Origin of the sequence: Streptomyces chartreusis (assembly GCF_008704715.1) — a bacterium.
GTDB lineage: Bacteria > Actinomycetota > Actinomycetes > Streptomycetales > Streptomycetaceae > Streptomyces > Streptomyces chartreusis.
In genome coordinates this window covers 7,623,598-7,641,492 of record NZ_CP023689.1, presented here as the reverse complement: position 1 = coordinate 7,641,492, position 17,895 = coordinate 7,623,598, and the positions used below count along the sequence as shown (strand labels likewise).

The following is a 17,895-nucleotide window of genomic DNA, read 5'->3' as shown; positions in this document are numbered from 1 at the left end:
CCTGCCCGAGCGCCACACGCGGCTCGGGCGGTTCCGGTTCCGGATGATGTGGAGATCCCATGGCTCATCTGCGGTCCAGACGGCGACTCGCCCTCGCCGTCCCGCTCGTTCTCTCGCTGACCGCCTCGCTCGGCTTCCTGCCGACGGCGGCCTCGGCGGCACCGCCCACCGAATCCGTCGCACAGGCCGCGGACGGGCCCGCACTGGCCTATGTCGTCAACACCAAGCCCGACCGCCGCACGGTGGCGTCGGTGCGCAAGGCGATCGAGGCGGCCGGCGGGACCGTCGTGATCGCGTACGACCGGATAGGCGTGATCGTCGTCCATTCGGCGCACTCCGGCTTCGCCGAGACGATGCGCAAGGTCCGCGGGGTGCAGTCGGCGGGCGTGACGCGTACGACGCCGCTGACGGCCGCAGGGACGACGGACGAGGGTCCCGTGCAGGTCCTGACGGAGCAGCAGGCCGCGCGGACCACCAGGGCGTCGGACGCCGCGGGCGAGAGCGAGCCGCTCGAGGCCGACCAGTGGAACCTGCGCGCCATAGGCGCCGACCGGGCCGCCACGATCAACCCGGGCAGCCCCAAGGTGACCGTCGCCGTGATCGACAACGGCGTCGACGACACCCACCCCGACCTCGCCCCGAACTTCTCCGCCGCCCAGTCCGCGAACTGTGTCGGCGGCAAGGCGGACACCGGTGACGGCGCCTGGCGGCCGTACACCACCGCCGACTCGCACGGCACGCACGTGGCCGGTGAGATCGCCGCGCCTCGCAACGGCATCGGCATAGCCGGCGTCGCCCCCGGCGTGAAGGTCTCCGCCATCAAGGTGAGCGACCCCGTCAACGGCCTCTACTACCCCGAAAGTGTCGTGTGCGCCTTCGTGTTCGCCGCCGACCACGGGGTGGAGATCACGAACAACAGCTACTACGTCGACCCGTGGCTCTACAACTGCGTGGACGACCCGGACCAGCGGGCGATCGTGGACGCCGTCAACCGGGCGCAGCTGTACGCCCAGCGCAAGGGCACCCTCAACCTGGCGTCGGCCGGCAACTCCAACCACGACCTCGACTCCGACGCCCTCGTCGACGACAGCAGCCCCGACGACTCGACGCCGGTCGAGCGCACGATCGACCCGCACAAGTGCTTCGACGTGCCGACCCAGTTGCCGGGCATCGTGACGGTCAGCGCGACGGGCGTGAAGAACCTCAAGTCGTACTACTCCTCGTACGGTTACGGCGTGGTCGACATCGCGGCCCCCGGCGGCGACCGGCTCTACCAGATCCCCGACACGCCGTCGAAGAACGGCCGCATCCTGGCCACCCTTCCGAACAACCAGTACGGCTACCTCCAGGGCACGTCGATGGCCTCGCCGCACGCCGCGGGCGTCGCCGCGCTGCTGAAGTCCCGCTATCCGAAGGCCACTCCGGACCAACTGCAGGCGCTGCTGAAGGCGCAGGCGGACAACCCGGGCTGCCCGGAGTCGTACGACCAGAACGGCGACGGCACGCCGGACGCGGTCTGCGTGGGCGGCAAGCGGGTCAACGGGTTCTACGGATTCGGGATCGTCAACGCCCTGGATGCCGTCGACTGAGATCCGTACTGCATAGTGCGGTCATGACTGCACTCGGTACTGCCTGGTCCGCGGTGGGCGGCGATGCCGCCCTGCTGCCGCGGGTGTCGACCGTGGTGCGGGAGGGCGCGCTCGATGCGCGCCTTCCCGTACGGGAGTTGGCGCGCGCCTGTGTGGGCGCGTGCGCGCTGGCCGCCGCCGAGCTGGGGGCGCGGCGGGCCGGGCGGTCCGAGGTGCCGCGGGTCCGGCTGGACGACGGGGCGATCGCCACGGCGTTCGTGAGCGAGCGGCATCTGCTGGTCGACGGGCGCGCCCCGGTCTGGTTCGCGCCGCTGTCCAAGTTCTGGCGGACGGCGGACGGCTGGGTCCGCACGCACGCGAACTATCCGCATCACCGGGCCGGGCTGCTGGCCGGGCTGGGGATGACGCAGGACGATCCGGACGCCGTCGGGGCGGTACTCGCCGAGCGGTCCTCGCACGAGGTCGAACAGGCCGTGTACGCGGCCGGCGGGCTGGCCGTAGCGCTGCGGACGCCGCGGGAGTGGGCGGCGCACGAGCAGGCGGTGGAGGTGGCCCGGCGGCCGCTCGTCGAGCACGAGCGGTTGGGCACGGCACGCGCGCGTGCGCTCCCGCCTCTCCACGGCACCCCCCTGCTGCCCGCCGCAGGGGTCCGCGTGCTTGACCTGACGCGGGTCATCGCGGGACCGGTCGCCACCCGCACGCTCGCGCTGCTCGGCGCGGACGTGCTGCGCCTGGACACCCCGCTGCTGCCCGAACTGCTCGACCAGCACACCGACACGGGCTTCGGGAAGCGGTCGGCGACGCTGGACCTGGCGGCCGACCGGCGCACCTTCGAGGAACTGCTCGCCGCGGCCGACGTCGTCGTCACCGGCTACCGGCCGGGCGCCCTGGACCGGTTCGGGCTGTCCGCGCGGGCGCTGGCCGAACGCCGGCCCGGGCTGATCGTGGCGGAGCTGTCGGCGTGGGGCGCGTACGGGCCGTGGAGCGGGCGGCGCGGCTTCGACAGCCTGGTGCAGGTCGCCACCGGGATCGCGGCGACCGAGGGCTCGGCCGAGCAGCCAGGCGCGCTGCCCGCGCAGGCCCTCGACCACGGCACCGGGTATCTGCTGGCGGCGGCCGTACTGCGGGCGCTGACCGAGCGGGCGGAGCAGGGGGACGGGCGCCGTGTACGACTGGCGCTGGCGCGTACGGCTCGTTGGCTGACGGACGGGATCGAGCCGGGGCCTCGGGGCGACGTGGCGTACGAGGCGCCGGACGCGTGGCTCGGCGAGCGGGACAGCGCGCTCGGGCGGCTGCGGTACGCCCTGTCGCCGGTGTCGTTCGAGGACGGCCCCCGCGACTGGGCACGCCCGCCCGGGGTGTGGGGCGCGGATCCGGCACGGTGGGACTGAGCGCCGGGGGCGCAGGAGCCGTACCCAGGGACGGAATGCGTGGAGCGGTACCCGGGACGGAATGCTCTGCCCCTACTTGTTTTCCGGCGCTTGCCCAGCTCTGCGTTGCTTTGTGAAGATCTTGAGGTGATGTCGACAGGATCCTCCCCCGGCGTGTCCGACGGGAGCGCGCCCGGCCCGCGCCCCGGCCTGGCGCGGGCTGTCGCCGTGGTGGCCCTGGTGGCGCTCGCGGCGCTGATACCGCTGCTCGGGCCGCCGGCCGCGCTGCACGGCACCGGGGAGGCCGCCGCGCCCGGCACCCGCGGCATCGGGCTGCTGCGTGCGGTGCTGTTCGCGGCGCTGTGCGTTCCGTTGGGGGAAGTGTTCGTGGACCGGCTGGCCCGGTCCGTGCCCGGCGCTCCCGCGGTCCGGCCGCGCAGCTGGGCGCCGTACGCGGCGGGCGTCGGCTTCGTCGCCGCGCTGGGGCTCGCCTCGGTCGTCTCCACCGGCAACCTCGTGCCGCACAGCCCGGCCGACCTCGACGTCGGCGGTCTGTACGCCTCGCGCGACGGCAAGCTGGCGCTGCTGGAGGTCAACGCCTTCGCCGCGGCCGGCCTGTGCGCCCTCTCGCGCCGGCCCGCCTCCCAGGTCTGGCCGCTGGCCGCGGTGGTGGTCGCCGAGGCGCTGCGCGCGCACCCCACGACCGAGTACGGCCCGCTGCTCGGCTCGGGTCTGACGCTGGTGCATCTGACCTGTGCCTCGCTCTGGGTGGGCGGGCTGCTGTACGCCCTGCGGACCCTGCGCGGGTGGGGCGTCCGGGAGGCGGGGGCGGCGCTGCTGGGCCTCTACGCGCGCGTGGCGGCCGTACTGCTGGCCGCCATCACCGCGACGGGGGTGTGGAGTTCGCTGCGCCGGATGCCGTCGGACACGATCCTCGACCAGCTGACCGGGACGGCGTACGGGCGGGCCCTGCTGGCCAAGGTGCTGCTGGTGGCGGCCGTGGCAGGGCTCGCGCTGTGGGCGCGGATCCGGCTGAGCCGCGCGGCCGACCCGCTGACCGCCTGCTCCCCCGCGCGGGCGGAGGTCGTCGCCCTGGGCGTGGTGGTCGCGCTGTCGGGGCTGCTGACGGCGCTGCCGGTACCGATCCGCTGGTGAACCGTCACGCCGTCAGCAGGCCCCGCACCGGGGTCAGCCGGTGACGAGGACCTTCAGGGCGGTGCGCTCGTCCATCGCCTTGTAGCCGGCCGGGACCTCTTCCAGACCGACGGTCAGGTCGAAGACCGGCGACGGGTCGATGGTGCCGTTCAGGACGTCGGGCAGCAGCTCGGGGATGTAGGTGCGGACCGGCGCGACGCCGCCGCGCAGTGCGATGTTCCCGTCGAACATGACGCCGAGGTCGAGCCCGATGCCGCTGCCGTGCGGCACTCCGACGAAGCCGATGGCGCCGCCGTCGCGGGTGATGTTGACGGCCGTCCGCATGGACTGCTCGGTGCCGACGGCCTCGACGACGGCGTGCGCGCCCTGCCCGCCCGTCAGGTCGCGCACGGTCTCGACGGCGGCGTCCCCGCGCTCGGCGACGACGTCGGTGGCGCCGAAGCGGCGTGCGATGTCGGTACGGACCTGGTGGCGGCCGAGCGCGATGATCCGCTCGGCGCCGAGCCGCTTGGCGGCGAGCACCGCGCACAGCCCGACGGCGCCGTCCCCGACGACGGCGACCGTGGCGCCCGGGCGGACCCCGGCGCCGAGAGCGGCGTGGTGGCCGGTGCCGAGGACGTCGGACAGGGTCAGCAGGGCGGACAGCAGGTGGTCGTCGGAGGCGGCGTCCTTGGGCAGCCGGACGAGGGTGGCGTCGGCGAAGGGCACGCGCACGGCCTCGCCCTGGCCGCCGTCGGAGCCGACGGAACCCCAGAAGCCACCGTGCCGGCAGGAGGTCGTCAGGCCCTCGCGGCAGTAGTCGCAGACGCCGTCGGACCACATGAAGGGCGCGACGACGAGGTCGCCACGCTTCATGTCGCTCACCTCGGAGCCGGTCTCCTCGACGATGCCGAGGAACTCGTGGCCGATCCGCTGACCCGGCTGCCGGGCCGCCTCGCCCCGGTACGCCCACAGGTCGCTGCCGCAGATGCAGGCCCGCAGCACCCGGACCACGGCGTCGGTGCGCTCGCGCACCACGGGGTCGGGCACGTTCTGCACGCGCATGTCGAAGGGGGCGTGAATGGTGGTGGCGCGCATGGCGAGGGTCCTTCTCGTCTTTCGTCGTACGAGCGCTCAAGGGGTGGTGAACGCGTCTCTCACCGTACGTCGCGCACGGCACCCGGCGCGCTTCGAGGGTGCCGTGATCGGCGCTGAGCTGCGCAAACGGCCGAGCGCTACGCCCCGGCCACGTCCAGCAGCGACCCCGCCGCATAGGTGACCGCCATGGCGAGTGCCCCGCCGGCCACGTTGCGCAGCATGGCCCGCCCCGGGGCGGCCGCGCCGAGGCGGGCGCTGCTCCAGCCCGTCAGGGCGAGCGCGGCCAGGACGGAGACGACGGTGACCGTCACCCGCCACTCGGCCGGCGGCAGCACCATGGCGAGCAGCGGCAGCAGCGCCCCGGCCGTGAACGCCAGGAAGCTCGCCCATGCCGCGTGCCACGGGTTGGTCAGCCGGTCGGGGTCGATGCCGAGCTCCACGCGCGCGTGCGCCTTCAACGCGTCACGTTCCGTCAGCTGCACCGCGGCCTCCTGGGCCACGTCCCGGGACAGGCCCCGGCGTTCCAGCAGTTCCGTCAGCTCCTCCAGCTCCGCCTCCGGCTGCTCCCGCAACTCCCGCTTCTCCTGGGCGAGCGCGGCCTTCTCCGAGTCGCGCTGGGTGGAGACCGAGACGTACTCCCCCGCCGCCATCGACATCGACCCGGCGAGCAGCCCGGCCAGCCCGGCCGTGAGGAGGGCCGAGCGGTCGTCGGTCGCGCCCGCCACGCCGACCACGAGGCCCGCGGTCGACACGATGCCGTCGTTCGCCCCGAGGACGGCCGCCCGCAGCCAGTTCAGCCGCTCCCCCAGCGCGCCGCCGTGCGCCTCGTCATGCGTTGGTTCGGTCATATGCGGAGGATCGCACCGCGGGGGGCATCGGGGACGTACCGACGCTCCACCGCGGGCGGCGGCCCCGCCGGCGTACGACAACGGCGGGCGCCTGCCGCGCGGTTGACATTCTCGCGTTCGCCGGGCTCGAACAGGCAGGCGGGGCAAGGCACCTGACGGCGAGGACTGTCAGTGGCGGCCCGTATCCTCAGTGACCATGCTCGAAGACCGTACGACCGAGGCGCCCTCCCCCACAGCGTGGCCGGCCGCGTATCCCCGGGGATACGCGGTCGTTGACGTGGAGACCACCGGCCTGGCCCGGGACGACCGGATAATCTCCGCGGCCGTCTACCGGCTGGACGCGCAGGGCGAGGTCGAGGACCACTGGTACACACTGGTCAACCCGGAGCGCGACCCGGGCCCGGTCTGGATCCACGGTCTGACGAGCGACGTGCTGGAGTCGGCACCCCTCTTCCAGGACGTCGCCGAGGAGTTCTCGACGCGGCTCGACGGCCGGGTGCTCGTCGCGCACAACGCCGTCTTCGACTGGCAGATGATCGCGCGGGAGTACGCGCGCGCGGAGCGCGAGGCCCCGGTGCGGCAGCGCCTGTGCACCATCGCGCTGTCCAAGGAGCTGGCGCTGCCCCTGCCCAACCACAAGCTGGAGTCGCTGGCGGCGCACTTCGGCGTCGTCCAGCAGCGGGCGCACCACGCGCTGGACGACGCGCGCGTGCTGGCCGAGGCGTTCCGACCGAGCCTGCGGGCCGCGGCGGCGGGCAGTGTGCGGCTGCCGCTCCAGGAGTGCCGGCCGCTGACCGAATGGCGAGACACCGCCGCGCCCCGGATCGGGCAGCAGGCGGGGGGCTACAGCGGCGGCTATCGGCCGACCAGTTGGCGCCCGTCCCGCAAAAGGCCCGCCTGCCCCCATCCCAACCCAGGTCGGTACGAAGACGGCAAGAGGCTCAAACAGGGCATGCGGGTGGCCTTCTCCGGGGACACGTCGATCGAGCGCGACCTGCTGGAGGACCGCGCGGTCGAGGCCGGGCTGCACGTGGCCACGAGCCTGTCCCGGCTGACCAGCCTGCTCGTCACCAACGACCCGGACTCGGGCACCTCGAAGGTGGTCAAGGCCCGCCAGTTCGGGACGCCGGTGGTGGACGAGGCGGCGTTCGGACAGCTCCTTCGGGACGTGGAACCGGCGTCGGAGCAGTGACCGTACGGACGGGTGATTGACGGGCGACTCGCCCGGGGCCGTCCCGCCGCGCGCCGCGGGGAGCGCTCACCCTGTGGCGCATGGCGACATGTGAAGTCTGCGGAAACGACTACGGCATGACCTTCGAGGTGCACGCGCAGGGCGCGGTGCACGTCTTCGACTGCTTCTCCTGTGCGATCCACCGTATGGCCCCCATCTGCGAGCACTGCCGTGTGCAGATCATCGGGCAGGGCGTCGAGGTCGACGGTCAATGGTTCTGCGGCGCCCACTGCGCTCGCGCGGAAGGAAAGGCGGGGATCGTCGACAAGGTGTGAGCGGGTACCCGGCCGAGAGCGCCCCACGACCGAGTTGTACGGTCGTGGGGTGTACCGCTTCCTGTTGTCCCGGCAGTGGGTGATCCTCACGCTGGTCGCCCTGATCCTCATCCCCACGATGATCCGGCTGGGCTTCTGGCAGATGCACCGCTACGAGGAGCGCAGCGCCCGCAATCAGCTGGTCGCCGACGCGCTGGAGTCGAAGCCGGTACCGGTGGAGACGCTGACGTCCCCCGGGCACACGGTCACCACCAAGGAGCGGTATCGCCCGGTGACCGCGCAGGGCCGCTTCGACACCGGGCACGAGGTCGTGGTCAGGCGGCGCGTCAACGCCGACGAGGAGGTCGGGTTCCACGTCCTGACGCCCCTGGTGCTGACGGACGGCAAGGTGCTGCTGGTCAACCGTGGCTGGATCCCCGCCGACGGTCCGAGCCAGACCGCCTTCCCCAAGGTCCCCGCCGCTCCCGGCGGCACCGTCACGGTCACCGGGCGGCTGATGCCGGACGAGACGACCGAGGCGAGCGGCATCAAGAACCTCAAGGGTCTGCCCGACCGGCAGGTCATGCTGATCAACAGCGAGCAGGAGGCCGGGCGGCTCGACGCGCGGGTGCTCGGCGGGTACGTCGTGCAGACGGCGCCGGAGCCGAAGGGGGACACTCCGGAGCTGATCGGCAAGCCGGGGAACGAGAACGCTCCGCTGAATTACGCGTATGCGCTGCAGTGGTGGTTGTTCGCGGCCGGGGTGCCGGTCGGGTGGTGGATTCTGGCTCGTCGGGAGGCGCGGGATCGCGGCGCTTCCGCTGTGGTGCCGGAGGAGTCCGAGTCGACGCCGGCTGCGGTGTAGCGGTCTCGCCGTCTGAGTTGTGACCGTGGGCGGCCGCGGGTCGTCTGTGGCTGGTCGCGCCGTCCCCCGCGCCCCTGAAGGGGCGCCCAGCAGATGTCCCTCAAAGGGGCGCGGGGAACTGCGCGAGCAACCACGAACCACCCGCAGCCGCCCACCGGCATCAACAGCAGCGGCCCTCCGGCCGACCCTCCCGGTGTCGCAGGCTCAGGACGGTCGTCAGCTCACGCACGTACCACCGCACCCACCGCACCGCCCTCATGACCCCACCCCCGACAGCGGCCGGGACTCGACGTACGGCGCCTCGGTCGTCGGCAGTGGCCCGGGGGCGCGGACCGCGCGGACGCAGACCACCGCGCAGTTGACCAGAACCGTGAGGACCAGGAGCAGGAAGATCGCCATGAGCACGCCGTCGACCGTGTTGTTGAGCACGATGGTGTGCATGTCGTCCATGTCCGTGGCGCCCGGCAGCAGCTGACCGTCCTCGATGGCCTGCGCGTACTTGTCCCGCAGGGCGAAGAAGCCGATCGCCGGGTTGTCGGAGAAGATCTTCTGCCAGCCGGCGGTGAAGGTGACGGCCACGTCCCAGGCCAGCGGAATGCCGGTGACCCAGGCCCAGCGCAGCCTGCCGGACTTGATCAGGACCGTGGTGGTGACGGCCAGGGCGACGGCGGCCAGCAACTGGTTGGCGATGCCGAACAGCGGGAACAGCTGCTTGATCCCGCCGAGCGGGTCGGTGACACCGGCGTAGAGGAAGTAGCCCCACGCGCCGACGACCAGGGCGCTGGTGATCCAGATGCCGGGCTTCCAGGTGACCCGGCCGATCGGCTTCCAGACGTTGCCGAGCATGTCCTGGAGCATGAAGCGGCCGACGCGGGTGCCGGCGTCCACCGTGGTCAGGATGAACAGCGCCTCGAACATGATCGCGAAGTGGTACCAGAAGGCCTTCATCCCGGCGCCGCCGAGCACCCCGGAGAAGATCTCCGACATGCCCACGGCGAGGGTGGGCGCGCCGCCGGAGCGGCCGACCAGGGTCTCCTCCTCGACCGCCTTCGCCGCGGCCGTCAGCTGGTCCGGGGTGATGGTGAAGCCGAGGTTCTTCACCGCCTCGGCGGCGCTGTCCACGGTCGGGCCGAGCAGGGCGGCCGGGGAGTTCATGGCGTAGAACAGGCCGGGTTCCAGGACGCAGGCGGCGATCAGGGCCATGACGGCGACGAAGGACTCCGTGAGCATGGAGCCGTAGCCGATCAGCCGGACCTGGGACTCCTTCTGGATCAGCTTCGGGGTCGTGCCCGAGGAGACCAGGGCGTGGAAGCCGGACAGGGCGCCGCAGGCGATGGTGATGAACAGGAAGGGGAAGAGGGAGCCGGCGAACACCGGTCCGGCGCCGGTCGAGGCGAAGTCGGTCACCGGCTCGGCCCTGAGGTTCGGGGCGGCTATCACCACGCCGACGGCCATCAGGGCGATGGTGCCGACCTTCATGAAGGTCGACAGGTAGTCACGGGGCGCCAGGAGCATCCACACCGGCAGCACGGAGGCGACGAAGCCGTAGCCGATCAGGCAGAAGACCAGGGTCTCGGGGCTCCAGACGAAGTACTCGGCGAGTGCGGAGTCCTGGATCCAGCCGCCGCCGAGGATGGCGAGCAGCAGCAGGGCCACGCCGATGAGGCTGGTCTCCACGACCTGGCCCGGCCGCAGATAGCGCAGGTAGAAGCCCATGAAGAGGGCGATCGGGATGGTCATCGAGACGGAGAAGGTGCCCCACGCGGACTCGGCGAGCGCGTTGACGACGACCATCGCCAGCACCGCGAGCAGGATGATCATGATGGCGAAGACGCCGATCAGCGCGGCGGCGCCGCCCACCCTGCCGATCTCGTCCCGGGCCATCTGGCCGAGGCTCTTGCCGTCCCTGCGCATGGACAGGAACAGGACGATCATGTCCTGCACCGCCCCGGCGAAGATCACGCCCGCGATGATCCAGATCGTGCCGGGCAGATAGCCCATCTGGGCCGCCAGCACCGGGCCGACCAGTGGGCCGGCGCCGGCGATCGCCGCGAAGTGGTGGCCGAACAGCACCCGCTTGTCGGTCGGGTGGAAGTCGACGCCGTCCTCCAGGCGTTCGGCGGGGGTGGCTCGGGTGTCGTCGACCTCAAGTACCCGGCGGGCGATGAAGCGCGAGTAGAAGCGGTAGGCGATCGCGTACGACCCGAGGGCCGCGACGACCAGCCAGACGGCCGAGATCTCCTCGCCCCGGGACAGGGCGAGCACGGCCCAGCCGAGGGCGCCGGCGAGGGCGACAGCGGTCCAGATCGCGAAGGACTTCCGCGACATCCGGGATCTTTCCGGCGCCTGGCTACCGGATTCGGGCATGGCTGATACGGGCATGGCGGCTCCTGACCTGAACAGGCGGGACAGCGGTGCGGCAGAAAGGGATCTAGGGATCAGCGACGTCGATGTCGGTCCGTCAGCGCGTAGGCGGCGAGCAGGCAGAGGCCGCACCCCGGCACCCAGGCGAGCTGGTACCAGTAGAAGAACGGCGTCCCGGCCAGCCGCGGCTCGGCACCGGCGTACCAGGGGACCCACAGCAGACCCGCGGCGGGCGCGAGGAGCAGTACGGCGATCGCGACGTGCCGTAGCCGGTGCTGACCGGTGCGTGCCATGACCTGCGCTCCTCTCCCGCTCGCTGTGGGTCTGTGCAAGAGTTGCCCACCCCCCGGAACCGGTTGACAGCGGGATGCCGGGAAAATTTCCGCCGGTTCCCTGTCCTCCGTTCCGGCGGTTCGCGCAACTCATGCGCAGGGGCACAGGCACACCAAGGACGGTGACCCATGGCCGACGGAGCCATGACCGCGACGTTTCTCGCCGTGATCGGCGGAGCGTCGCTGCTCGCCGTCACCGCGCGGCGCCTCAGCCCCAACGACCGGCTGCCGTCCCTGGAGGGCTGGGCACTGGCCGACCGCAGCCTCGGCCCGCTGTGGACCTGGCTGCTGCTCGGCGGCACGATCTTCACCGCGTACACCTTCGCCGCCATACCGGGACTCGCCTACGGCAACGGCGCGCCCGCCTTCTTCGCGGTGCCGTACACGGTGATCGTCTGCCCGCTGGCCTTCGTGCTGCTGAGCCGGCTGTGGGAGGTGGCCCGCCGGCACGGCTATGTCACGGCGGCCGACTTCGTGCGCGGCCGGTACGGCTCGCCGCCGCTGGCGCTGGTGGTCGCGCTGACCGGGATCCTCGCGACGATGCCGTATCTCGCGCTGCAACTGCTCGGTATCCGGGCGGTGCTCGCGGCCGGCGGGGTGTATCCGCGGGGCGCCGCCGGCGATCTGGTGATGGTGGCGCTGTTCGCGGGGCTCGCCGTGGCCACCTACCGGCACGGGCTGCGCGCTCCCACCGTCATCTCCGCGCTCAAGGCCGTGGCCGTCTTCGTGTCGCTGACCGCGGTGACCTGGCTGGTCCTCGAACGGCTCGGCGGCCCGGGTCCCGTCTTCGACGGCGCTGCCGAACGCCTCGGCGGCCCCGCGCTGCTCCTCACCCCCGAGCAGCAGCCCGCCTACGCCACACTCGCCCTCGGCTCCGCGCTCGCCCTGCTGATGTACCCGCATGTGCTGACCGCAGGGTTCGCCGCCGACGGCCCGCGCACCCTGCGCAAGGTGTCCGTGGCGCTGCCCGCCTGGACCGGGCTGCTCGCCCTGTTCGGCTTCCTCGGCATCGCCGCCCTCGCGACCGGCGTGCGCGCCCCGAAGGGCGGTGCCGAAGCGGCCGTACCGATGCTCGTCGACCGGCTGATGCCGGCGCCGCTCGCGGGGCTGGTGTTCGGCGCGATCACCGTGGGCGCGCTGGTCCCGGCGGCGGTGATGTCGATCGCGGCCGCCACGAGTTTCGTACGCAACGTGTACGTGGAGTACGTGCATCCGACGGCCACGCCGAAGCGGCAGGTGCGCATCGCCAAGGCGGTGTCGCTGACCGCCAAGGTGGGCGCGGTGGCGTTCGTGTTCGGGCTGCGCGACCAGGACGCCATCAACCTCCAGTTGCTCGGCGGGGTGTGGATCCTGCAGATCTTCCCGGCCGTCGCGATCGGGCTGTTCACCGCACGGCTGCATCCGCGGGCACTGCTCGCCGGGTGGGGCGTGGGCATGGTGGCGGGGACCTTCATGGTCGTACGGCAGGGCTTCTCGTCCATCGTGTCGCTCGGCTCGGGACCGGAGATCTACGCCGGGCTCGCCGCGCTGCTGCTCAATCTGACCGTCGCCGCGGCGGGGACCGCGGTGCTGAGCCGCCTCGGCGTCCCGCGGGGCGCCGATCTGACCGACCTGCCGTCGCGCCTGAGCGTCGGGCGGCGCCCCGAGACGGGAGCGAACAACCCGTGAGACAGCACCTGAGACCGGACACCGGTGCCGCGATACCGGCCGGCGCCGTCCCGCTGGCCCCGGCCGCGAGCGACCCGGCGGACGCGGCGCGCGAGGCGGGCCTGGCCCGGCTGTTCGAGCTGCACTACTCCTCGATGCTGCGCCTGGCGGTCCTGCTCGGCGCCGACGACCCGGAGAACGTGGTCGCCGAGGCCTACTACCAGATCTACCGCAAGTGGCGCCGGCTGCGGGACGCCGAGGCGGCGGAGGCGTATCTGCGCTCCACCGTGTGCAATCTGACGCGGATGCGGATACGGCACCTCCAAGTGGCCCGCAAGCACGTCGAGAAGCCGGCCGACGAGGTCGTCGCGTCCGCCGAGAGCACCGCGCTGCTGCGGGACGACCAGCGTGTCCTGATCGACGCGCTCCAGCAGCTGCCCGCCCGGCAGCGCGAGGCGCTGGTGCTGCGGCACTGGCTCGGGCTGAAGGAGAGCGAGATCGCCGCGGCGATGGGGATCTCCTGCGGCTCCGTCAAGACGCACACGGCACGCGGCCTCGCCGCCCTGACCCAGGCGATGGAGGCCCGGCGATGACGCACCAGAACACCACTCCGTCGCCCGGCGCATCGGCGGACCGCACCGAGCGGGAGCTGCGCGAGGCGCTCGCCGCGCTCGCCGGCGGGGTGCCGGAGGCCACGCCCGACACCTATCGCACGGCGCGCGGCGAGTGGCTGCGCCGGGAACGCCGCCGCCGGCTCGTCCTCGCCGTCCTCATCACGGTCGTGTTCGCCCTGGCCACCCTGATCGGACTGTGGGTCCTCAACCACGCCCCCGCGGAGCCCGGTGTCATCTTCTCCGGCACCGGTTCCCCGGCCGCCACGTCACTCCCCCGGCCCCACCCCTGATTGGCCCACCCGCCCTCGGGGAACCCGCAATTGCGTGCACCCGCGCATCGAGGACTACGCCCTGATCAGTGACGAGCAGACGGCTGCCCTGATCGGCAAGGACGGCTCGGTCGACTGGCTGTGTCTGCCACGGTTCGACTCGGCCGCCTGCTTCGCCAGACTCCTCGGCGACAAGGACAACGGCCACTGGCGCATCGCCCCCAAGCACGCCAAGGGTCCGTGCTCCCGCCGTGCCTACCGCCCGGACACCCTGGTCCTGGACACCGAGTGGGAGACCGAGGAGGGGGCGATCCGGGTCACCGACCTGATGCCCCAACGCGACCGCGCCCCGGACCTGGTGCGCGTCGTGGAGGGGCTGCGCGGCCGGGTCACCGTGCGCAGCACCCTGCGGCTGCGCTTCGACTACGGCTCGATCGTGCCGTGGGTGCGCAAGTCCCACGGCCACCGGGTGGCCGTCGCCGGCCCGGACTCGGTCTGGCTGCGCAGCGACCCCGCGGTGCCGACCTGGGGCGAGGACTTCGGCACGCACTCGGAGTTCACCGTCGAGGAGGGCGAGAAGGTCGCGTTCGTCCTGACCTGGCACCCCTCGCACGAGCCCCGCCCGCCGATGATCGACCCGTACAAGGCGCTGCACCACAGCATCCGGGACTGGCGCAAGTGGGTGGGGCACTGCCGCTTCGACGGCCCCTACCGTGACACCGTCGTCCGCTCCCTGATCACCCTGAAGGCCCTCACCCACCGGCCGACCGGCGGCATCGTCGCCGCCCCCACCACCTCGCTCCCCGAGGAGCCGGGCGGTGTCCGCAACTGGGACTACCGCTACTGCTGGCTGCGCGACTCCACCCTCACCCTCAACGTGGGCCTCTCGGCGGGCTACCGCAAGGAGGCCGAGGCGTGGCGCGACTGGCTGCTGCGCGCGGTCGCCGGCGATCCGGCCGACCTGCAGATCATGTACGGCATCGCGGGCGAGCGCCGGCTGCCCGAGTTCGAGGTGCCGTGGCTCTCGGGCTTCGCGGACTCGGTGCCCGTACGCATCGGCAACCAGGCCGTGGAACAGCTCCAGTTGGACGTGTACGGCGAGGTCATGGACACCCTGGCGCTGGCGAGGGAGGCGGGGCTGCCCACGAAGCCGCACATGTGGGCCATCCAGGTCGCCCTGGTGGAGTGGCTGCGCTCGGCGTGGCGGCAGCCGGACGAGGGGCTGTGGGAGGTGCGCGGCGGCCGGCGGCACTTCGTGCACTCGAAGGTGATGGTGTGGGTGGCCGCGGACCGAGCGGTGCGCACCCTGGAGCGGAACCCGGAGCTGGAGGGCGACCTCGACGGCTGGCGGGAGTTCCGCGACGAGGTGCACCGCGAGGTCGTCGAGAAGGGGTACGACCCCGAGCGGAACACCTTCACGCAGTCCTACGGCTCCCGTGAACTGGACGCCGCGCTGCTGCTCATCCCGCGCGTCGGCTTCCTGCCGCCCGACGACCCGCGTGTCGTCGGCACCATCGACGCGATCCAAGCCGAGCTGAGCCACCGGGGCTTCCTGCGCCGCTACAGCACCGACGAGGCGACCGTGGACGGACTGCCGGGCAGCGAGGGCACGTTCCTGGCCTGCTCGTTCTGGCTGGCCGAGGCGCTGCACATGACGGGCCGCAAGCAGGAGGCACGCGAGCTGTTCGACCGGCTGGTGGGGCTCACCAACGACGTGGGTCTGCTGGCCGAGGAGTACGACCCGGTCTCCGGCCGCCAGCTCGGCAACTTCCCGCAGGCCTTCAGCCACATCGGCCTGGTGAACACCGCCCTCGCCCTGTACGGGGAGGACGGGGCAGGATAGGGGCCATGGATCTTGGACTGAAGGACCGGGTGTACGTCGTCACGGGGGCCACCCGTGGACTGGGCAACGCGGCGGCGCGTGAGCTGGTCGCCGACGGGGCGAAGGTCGTGGTGACCGGCCGGGACGAGAAGCGGGTCGCCGACGCGGCGGCCGAACTGGGGCCGAACGCGGTCGGGATCGCCGTCGACAACGCCGAGCCGGACGCCTCGGCCCGGCTCGTCGCCGCCGCGCGCGACACCTTCGGCGGGTTCGACGGCATCCTCGTGAGCGTCGGCGGGCCGCCGGCCGGGTTTCTCGCGGACAACACGGACGAGCAGTGGCAGTCGGCGTTCGAGTCGGTGTTCCTCGGCGCGGTGCGGCTCGCCAGGACGGCGGCGGCGGAACTCGACGAGGGCGGGGTCATCGGGTTCGTGCTGTCGGGGTCGGTGCACGAGCCGATTCCGGGGCTGACCATTTCGAACGGGCTGCGGCCGGGGCTCGCCGGTTTCGCCAAGTCGCTCGCGGACGAGCTGGGGCCGCGCGGGATCCGGGTGGTCGGGCTGCTGCCGGCCCGCATCGACACCGACCGGGTGCGCGAGCTGGACGGGATGTCGGCGGACCCGGAGGCCACCAGGGCCGCGAACGAGGCACGGATTCCCCTGCGGCGGTACGGCAACCCGGAGGAGTTCGGGCGCGCGGCGGCGTTCCTGCTGTCGCCGGCCGCGTCCTATCTGACCGGGATCATGCTGCCGGTGGACGGCGGCATGCGGCACGGGTTCTGAGCGCCCACTGCGTCAACTGACCCTCTCGGCACCGTGCTTGACGCCCTTCAGGCGGACCTCCGCCGGCAGTGACGCCAGGCCCGCCGAGTTACGGGCGTGGGCGAGGGCCTGGTCGGTGAGGTCGTTCAACGCCGTACCCGGGTTCACATGCGGTGCCAGCAGCAGCCGTACCCGGGTCTGCGGGGTGCTGCGCCTGCCCGTCAGGTGCACGTGGGCGCGTTGGACGCCCTCCTGGCCGGCCGCCTCGTTCGCCAGCACGCTCTCCAGGGCGCGGCCGCGCAGCAGTGCGCCCTCCCCGTCCCCGGTGTCCACCAGGACCTCCGCGAGGCGGCGTCGGCGCAGGTTCGCGGTCAGCCACCACAGGGCGAGCAGCATCAGGACGACCAGCACGGCGATGACCGTCGGCCACCACCAGGTGTCCTCGCGCCAGCGGGTGCGCTCGGCGTCGCTGAGCAGCACGTCGTGGCGGTCGTCGTGGATCCACCAGGACGGCGCCGGGGCGCCCAGTCCCACGGCGAGCACCGAACCTCCGAGCACGAGCAGCACCAGTCCGACGAACCCGATCAGCACCCGGTTGACGACCCTGAGCACGGCCCTCACCCCTTCCGTCCGAGCCGGCGTACATGAACCGAGAGCGACGGCGGGCGGGACAGCCCGAGGCCCCTGATCGCGTCGGCGAGCGTGGCGTCCAGGTCGGCGCGTACGTCGTCCAGGTCGCGGAAGTGCGAGACCGCGCGGACGTCGGCCTTGGCCCGGCGCATCCGTACCCGTACCGACTGGACGCCGGAGATCTCCATGGCCCGGTCGCGCAGGACGAGGGCGGCCAGGTCGCGGTGGAGTCCGGCGCGTACGTCGGTGTGGGTGCGCCGCATCGGCAGCACCCGGCGCAGTCCGGGCGTGGCTGCCAGGACGAGCAGCCACAGTCCGAGGGCGGCGGCGACGCCCGCGCCGACCAGCACCCAGATGTCGTCGAGGGGGCGCTCGGCGAGTTGGTGGGCCAGTTCCCGGCGCCAGCGCATGGGCGGCCGCTCGGCGCGCACCGAGGCGATGTCGTACAGGAAGACGCCCGCGAGGAACAGCAGCACGAGCGCCGTGATCGCGGCCGGGATCCGGCGGGCCGACCAGAACCGGCGCTCGTGACCGCCGTCGCCCTCGAGGACGGGCGGGGGTTCGTAGTCCGCCGCCGACGCCGACTGGTCGAGAGGCTCGGGACCGGCCTCCTTCTCCAGGACCGGCAGTGGTTGTGTGGTGCCCTCGGACCCCTGGGACTCGCTCATCGCGTCCTCCCCTGTGCCGCGCCCTGTCCGGGCGCCGGGTGCAGCCGCTCCACGTGCACGGCGACCTCCGGCACCTCCATGCCCACCAACGCGCCTACCCGCTCCACGACCCGCCGACGCACGGCCGCGCACCGGGAGCCGATGTCGGTGGGGTAGTCGAGCTCGACGTGGACGCGGACCCGGGCGGCCTCGGCGGTGCGCCCCTCCGCGGCCTGGGGGCGGATGACGACATGCGCGTAGGCCCGGGCGGCGTCCTTGGGCAACCGGCCGACGGCCTCGCGTGCCGCCTGGGAGGCGATCTTCGTGACGACGCGGTCGGCGATCCGGGTCGCCCCGCGCTCACCGGCCGGGACGACGGCCGGCGGTCCGCCGGGTTCCGCGGCCTCGGCGCTCACCGAA

The 17,895-nt window shown here is 72.7% G+C and carries 18 protein-coding genes; 11 read left to right on the top strand and 7 right to left on the bottom strand.

Annotated elements, in window-relative coordinates:
- Nucleotides 1-59 precede the first annotated feature (59 nt).
- The 3 genes from CP983_RS33720 to CP983_RS33710 all read left to right on the top strand — a co-directional run bounded on the left by CP983_RS33720 (nt 60) and on the right by CP983_RS33710 (nt 4,114).
- Nucleotides 60-1,589 carry a S8 family peptidase gene (locus CP983_RS33720; protein ID WP_107907301.1) on the top strand — a complete coding sequence of 510 codons (1,530 nt, stop codon included), beginning with the start codon at nt 60-62 and terminating at the stop codon, nt 1,587-1,589.
- A 23-nt stretch (nt 1,590-1,612) separates the two neighbouring features.
- On the top strand, nt 1,613-2,980 hold the full coding sequence (locus CP983_RS33715) for a CoA transferase (RefSeq protein ID WP_150503807.1): 1,368 nt from the start codon (nt 1,613-1,615) through the stop codon (nt 2,978-2,980).
- Between the two features lie 129 nt (nt 2,981-3,109).
- Nucleotides 3,110-4,114: a CopD family protein gene (locus CP983_RS33710; RefSeq protein ID WP_150503805.1), complete on the top strand. Its 1,005-nt coding sequence runs from the start codon at nt 3,110-3,112 to the stop codon at nt 4,112-4,114.
- A gap of 33 nt (nt 4,115-4,147) precedes the next feature.
- Here the strand turns inward: CP983_RS33710 and CP983_RS33705 are convergent, their stop codons facing one another.
- Both CP983_RS33705 and CP983_RS33700 read right to left on the bottom strand, forming a co-directional pair.
- Nucleotides 4,148-5,191, bottom strand: a complete 1,044-nt coding sequence (locus CP983_RS33705; RefSeq protein WP_150503803.1) for a zinc-dependent alcohol dehydrogenase family protein — start codon at nt 5,189-5,191, stop codon at nt 4,148-4,150.
- A gap of 137 nt (nt 5,192-5,328) precedes the next feature.
- Entirely contained in the window at nt 5,329-6,039 is a 711-nt protein-coding gene (locus tag CP983_RS33700) for a VIT1/CCC1 transporter family protein (RefSeq protein WP_107907297.1), read from the bottom strand.
- Nucleotides 6,040-6,235: 196 nt separating this feature from the next.
- Between CP983_RS33700 and CP983_RS33695 the strand changes: the two genes are divergently transcribed.
- The 3 genes from CP983_RS33695 to CP983_RS33685 all read left to right on the top strand — a co-directional run bounded on the left by CP983_RS33695 (nt 6,236) and on the right by CP983_RS33685 (nt 8,389).
- Entirely contained in the window at nt 6,236-7,231 is a 996-nt protein-coding gene (locus CP983_RS33695) for a DEDDh family exonuclease (protein ID WP_107907417.1), read from the top strand.
- Between the two features lie 80 nt (nt 7,232-7,311).
- Nucleotides 7,312-7,545, top strand: coding sequence for a hypothetical protein (locus tag CP983_RS33690; RefSeq protein WP_037873332.1), 234 nt, complete (start codon nt 7,312-7,314; stop codon nt 7,543-7,545).
- A gap of 49 nt (nt 7,546-7,594) precedes the next feature.
- Nucleotides 7,595-8,389 (top strand): SURF1 family cytochrome oxidase biogenesis protein, encoded by a 795-nt coding sequence (locus tag CP983_RS33685; RefSeq protein WP_150503801.1) that lies wholly within the window; start codon nt 7,595-7,597, stop codon nt 8,387-8,389.
- 255 nt (nt 8,390-8,644) lie between these two features.
- Here CP983_RS33685 and CP983_RS33680 read toward each other — a convergent pair whose 3' ends face one another.
- Complete coding sequence (locus CP983_RS33680; RefSeq protein ID WP_150503799.1) at nt 8,645-10,771, bottom strand: carbon starvation CstA family protein; 2,127 nt, start codon at nt 10,769-10,771, stop codon at nt 8,645-8,647.
- Nucleotides 10,772-10,827: 56 nt separating this feature from the next.
- Nucleotides 10,828-11,046, bottom strand: coding sequence for a DUF3311 domain-containing protein (locus tag CP983_RS33675; protein WP_125528423.1), 219 nt, complete (start codon nt 11,044-11,046; stop codon nt 10,828-10,830).
- A gap of 168 nt (nt 11,047-11,214) precedes the next feature.
- Between CP983_RS33675 and CP983_RS33670 the strand changes: the two genes are divergently transcribed.
- From CP983_RS33670 to CP983_RS33650, 5 genes are read left to right on the top strand one after another with little or no spacing between them, the layout of a single operon-like run.
- Complete coding sequence (locus CP983_RS33670; protein WP_107907293.1) at nt 11,215-12,753, top strand: sodium:solute symporter family protein; 1,539 nt, start codon at nt 11,215-11,217, stop codon at nt 12,751-12,753.
- Nucleotides 12,750-13,325 (top strand): sigma-70 family RNA polymerase sigma factor, encoded by a 576-nt coding sequence (locus CP983_RS33665; protein WP_107907292.1) that lies wholly within the window; start codon nt 12,750-12,752, stop codon nt 13,323-13,325. Before CP983_RS33670 ends, CP983_RS33665 begins: the two co-directional genes overlap by 4 nt.
- Complete coding sequence (locus CP983_RS33660) at nt 13,322-13,636, top strand: hypothetical protein (RefSeq protein ID WP_107907291.1); 315 nt, start codon at nt 13,322-13,324, stop codon at nt 13,634-13,636. The genes CP983_RS33665 and CP983_RS33660 overlap by 4 nt, the downstream gene beginning before the upstream one ends.
- A 34-nt stretch (nt 13,637-13,670) precedes the next feature.
- Nucleotides 13,671-15,458: a glycoside hydrolase family 15 protein gene (locus CP983_RS33655; RefSeq protein WP_150503797.1), complete on the top strand. Its 1,788-nt coding sequence runs from the start codon at nt 13,671-13,673 to the stop codon at nt 15,456-15,458.
- A gap of 5 nt (nt 15,459-15,463) precedes the next feature.
- Nucleotides 15,464-16,219, top strand: a complete 756-nt coding sequence (locus CP983_RS33650) for an SDR family oxidoreductase (RefSeq protein ID WP_107907289.1) — start codon at nt 15,464-15,466, stop codon at nt 16,217-16,219.
- Between the two features lie 12 nt (nt 16,220-16,231).
- Here CP983_RS33650 and amaP read toward each other — a convergent pair whose 3' ends face one another.
- Genes amaP through CP983_RS33635 form a run of 3 tightly spaced genes read right to left on the bottom strand, consistent with a single transcriptional unit; the run spans nt 16,232 to nt 17,891 of the window.
- Nucleotides 16,232-16,819: an alkaline shock response membrane anchor protein AmaP gene (amaP, locus tag CP983_RS33645; protein ID WP_107907288.1), complete on the bottom strand. Its 588-nt coding sequence runs from the start codon at nt 16,817-16,819 to the stop codon at nt 16,232-16,234.
- A complete protein-coding gene (locus CP983_RS33640; RefSeq protein ID WP_150503795.1) occupies nt 16,816-17,496 on the bottom strand; it encodes a DUF6286 domain-containing protein in 681 nt (226 codons plus the stop codon). Before CP983_RS33640 ends, amaP begins: the two co-directional genes overlap by 4 nt.
- Nucleotides 17,493-17,891, bottom strand: coding sequence for an Asp23/Gls24 family envelope stress response protein (locus CP983_RS33635; RefSeq protein WP_229914977.1), 399 nt, complete (start codon nt 17,889-17,891; stop codon nt 17,493-17,495). Before CP983_RS33635 ends, CP983_RS33640 begins: the two co-directional genes overlap by 4 nt.
- Nucleotides 17,892-17,895: the final 4 nt, after the last annotated feature.

Coding starts and splice junctions, on each gene's coding strand:
- CP983_RS33720 (WP_107907301.1), top strand. CDS start 60: ATGGCTCATCTGCGGTCCAGACGGCGACTCGCCCTCGCCGTCCCGCTC.
- CP983_RS33715 (WP_150503807.1), top strand. CDS start 1,613: ATGACTGCACTCGGTACTGCCTGGTCCGCGGTGGGCGGCGATGCCGCC.
- CP983_RS33710 (WP_150503805.1), top strand. CDS start 3,110: ATGTCGACAGGATCCTCCCCCGGCGTGTCCGACGGGAGCGCGCCCGGC.
- CP983_RS33705 (WP_150503803.1), bottom strand. CDS start 5,191: ATGCGCGCCACCACCATTCACGCCCCCTTCGACATGCGCGTGCAGAAC.
- CP983_RS33700 (WP_107907297.1), bottom strand. CDS start 6,039: ATGACCGAACCAACGCATGACGAGGCGCACGGCGGCGCGCTGGGGGAG.
- CP983_RS33695 (WP_107907417.1), top strand. CDS start 6,236: ATGCTCGAAGACCGTACGACCGAGGCGCCCTCCCCCACAGCGTGGCCG.
- CP983_RS33690 (WP_037873332.1), top strand. CDS start 7,312: ATGGCGACATGTGAAGTCTGCGGAAACGACTACGGCATGACCTTCGAG.
- CP983_RS33680 (WP_150503799.1), bottom strand. CDS start 10,771: ATGCCCGTATCAGCCATGCCCGAATCCGGTAGCCAGGCGCCGGAAAGA.
- CP983_RS33675 (WP_125528423.1), bottom strand. CDS start 11,046: ATGGCACGCACCGGTCAGCACCGGCTACGGCACGTCGCGATCGCCGTA.
- CP983_RS33670 (WP_107907293.1), top strand. CDS start 11,215: ATGGCCGACGGAGCCATGACCGCGACGTTTCTCGCCGTGATCGGCGGA.
- CP983_RS33660 (WP_107907291.1), top strand. CDS start 13,322: ATGACGCACCAGAACACCACTCCGTCGCCCGGCGCATCGGCGGACCGC.
- CP983_RS33650 (WP_107907289.1), top strand. CDS start 15,464: ATGGATCTTGGACTGAAGGACCGGGTGTACGTCGTCACGGGGGCCACC.
- CP983_RS33640 (WP_150503795.1), bottom strand. CDS start 17,496: ATGAGCGAGTCCCAGGGGTCCGAGGGCACCACACAACCACTGCCGGTC.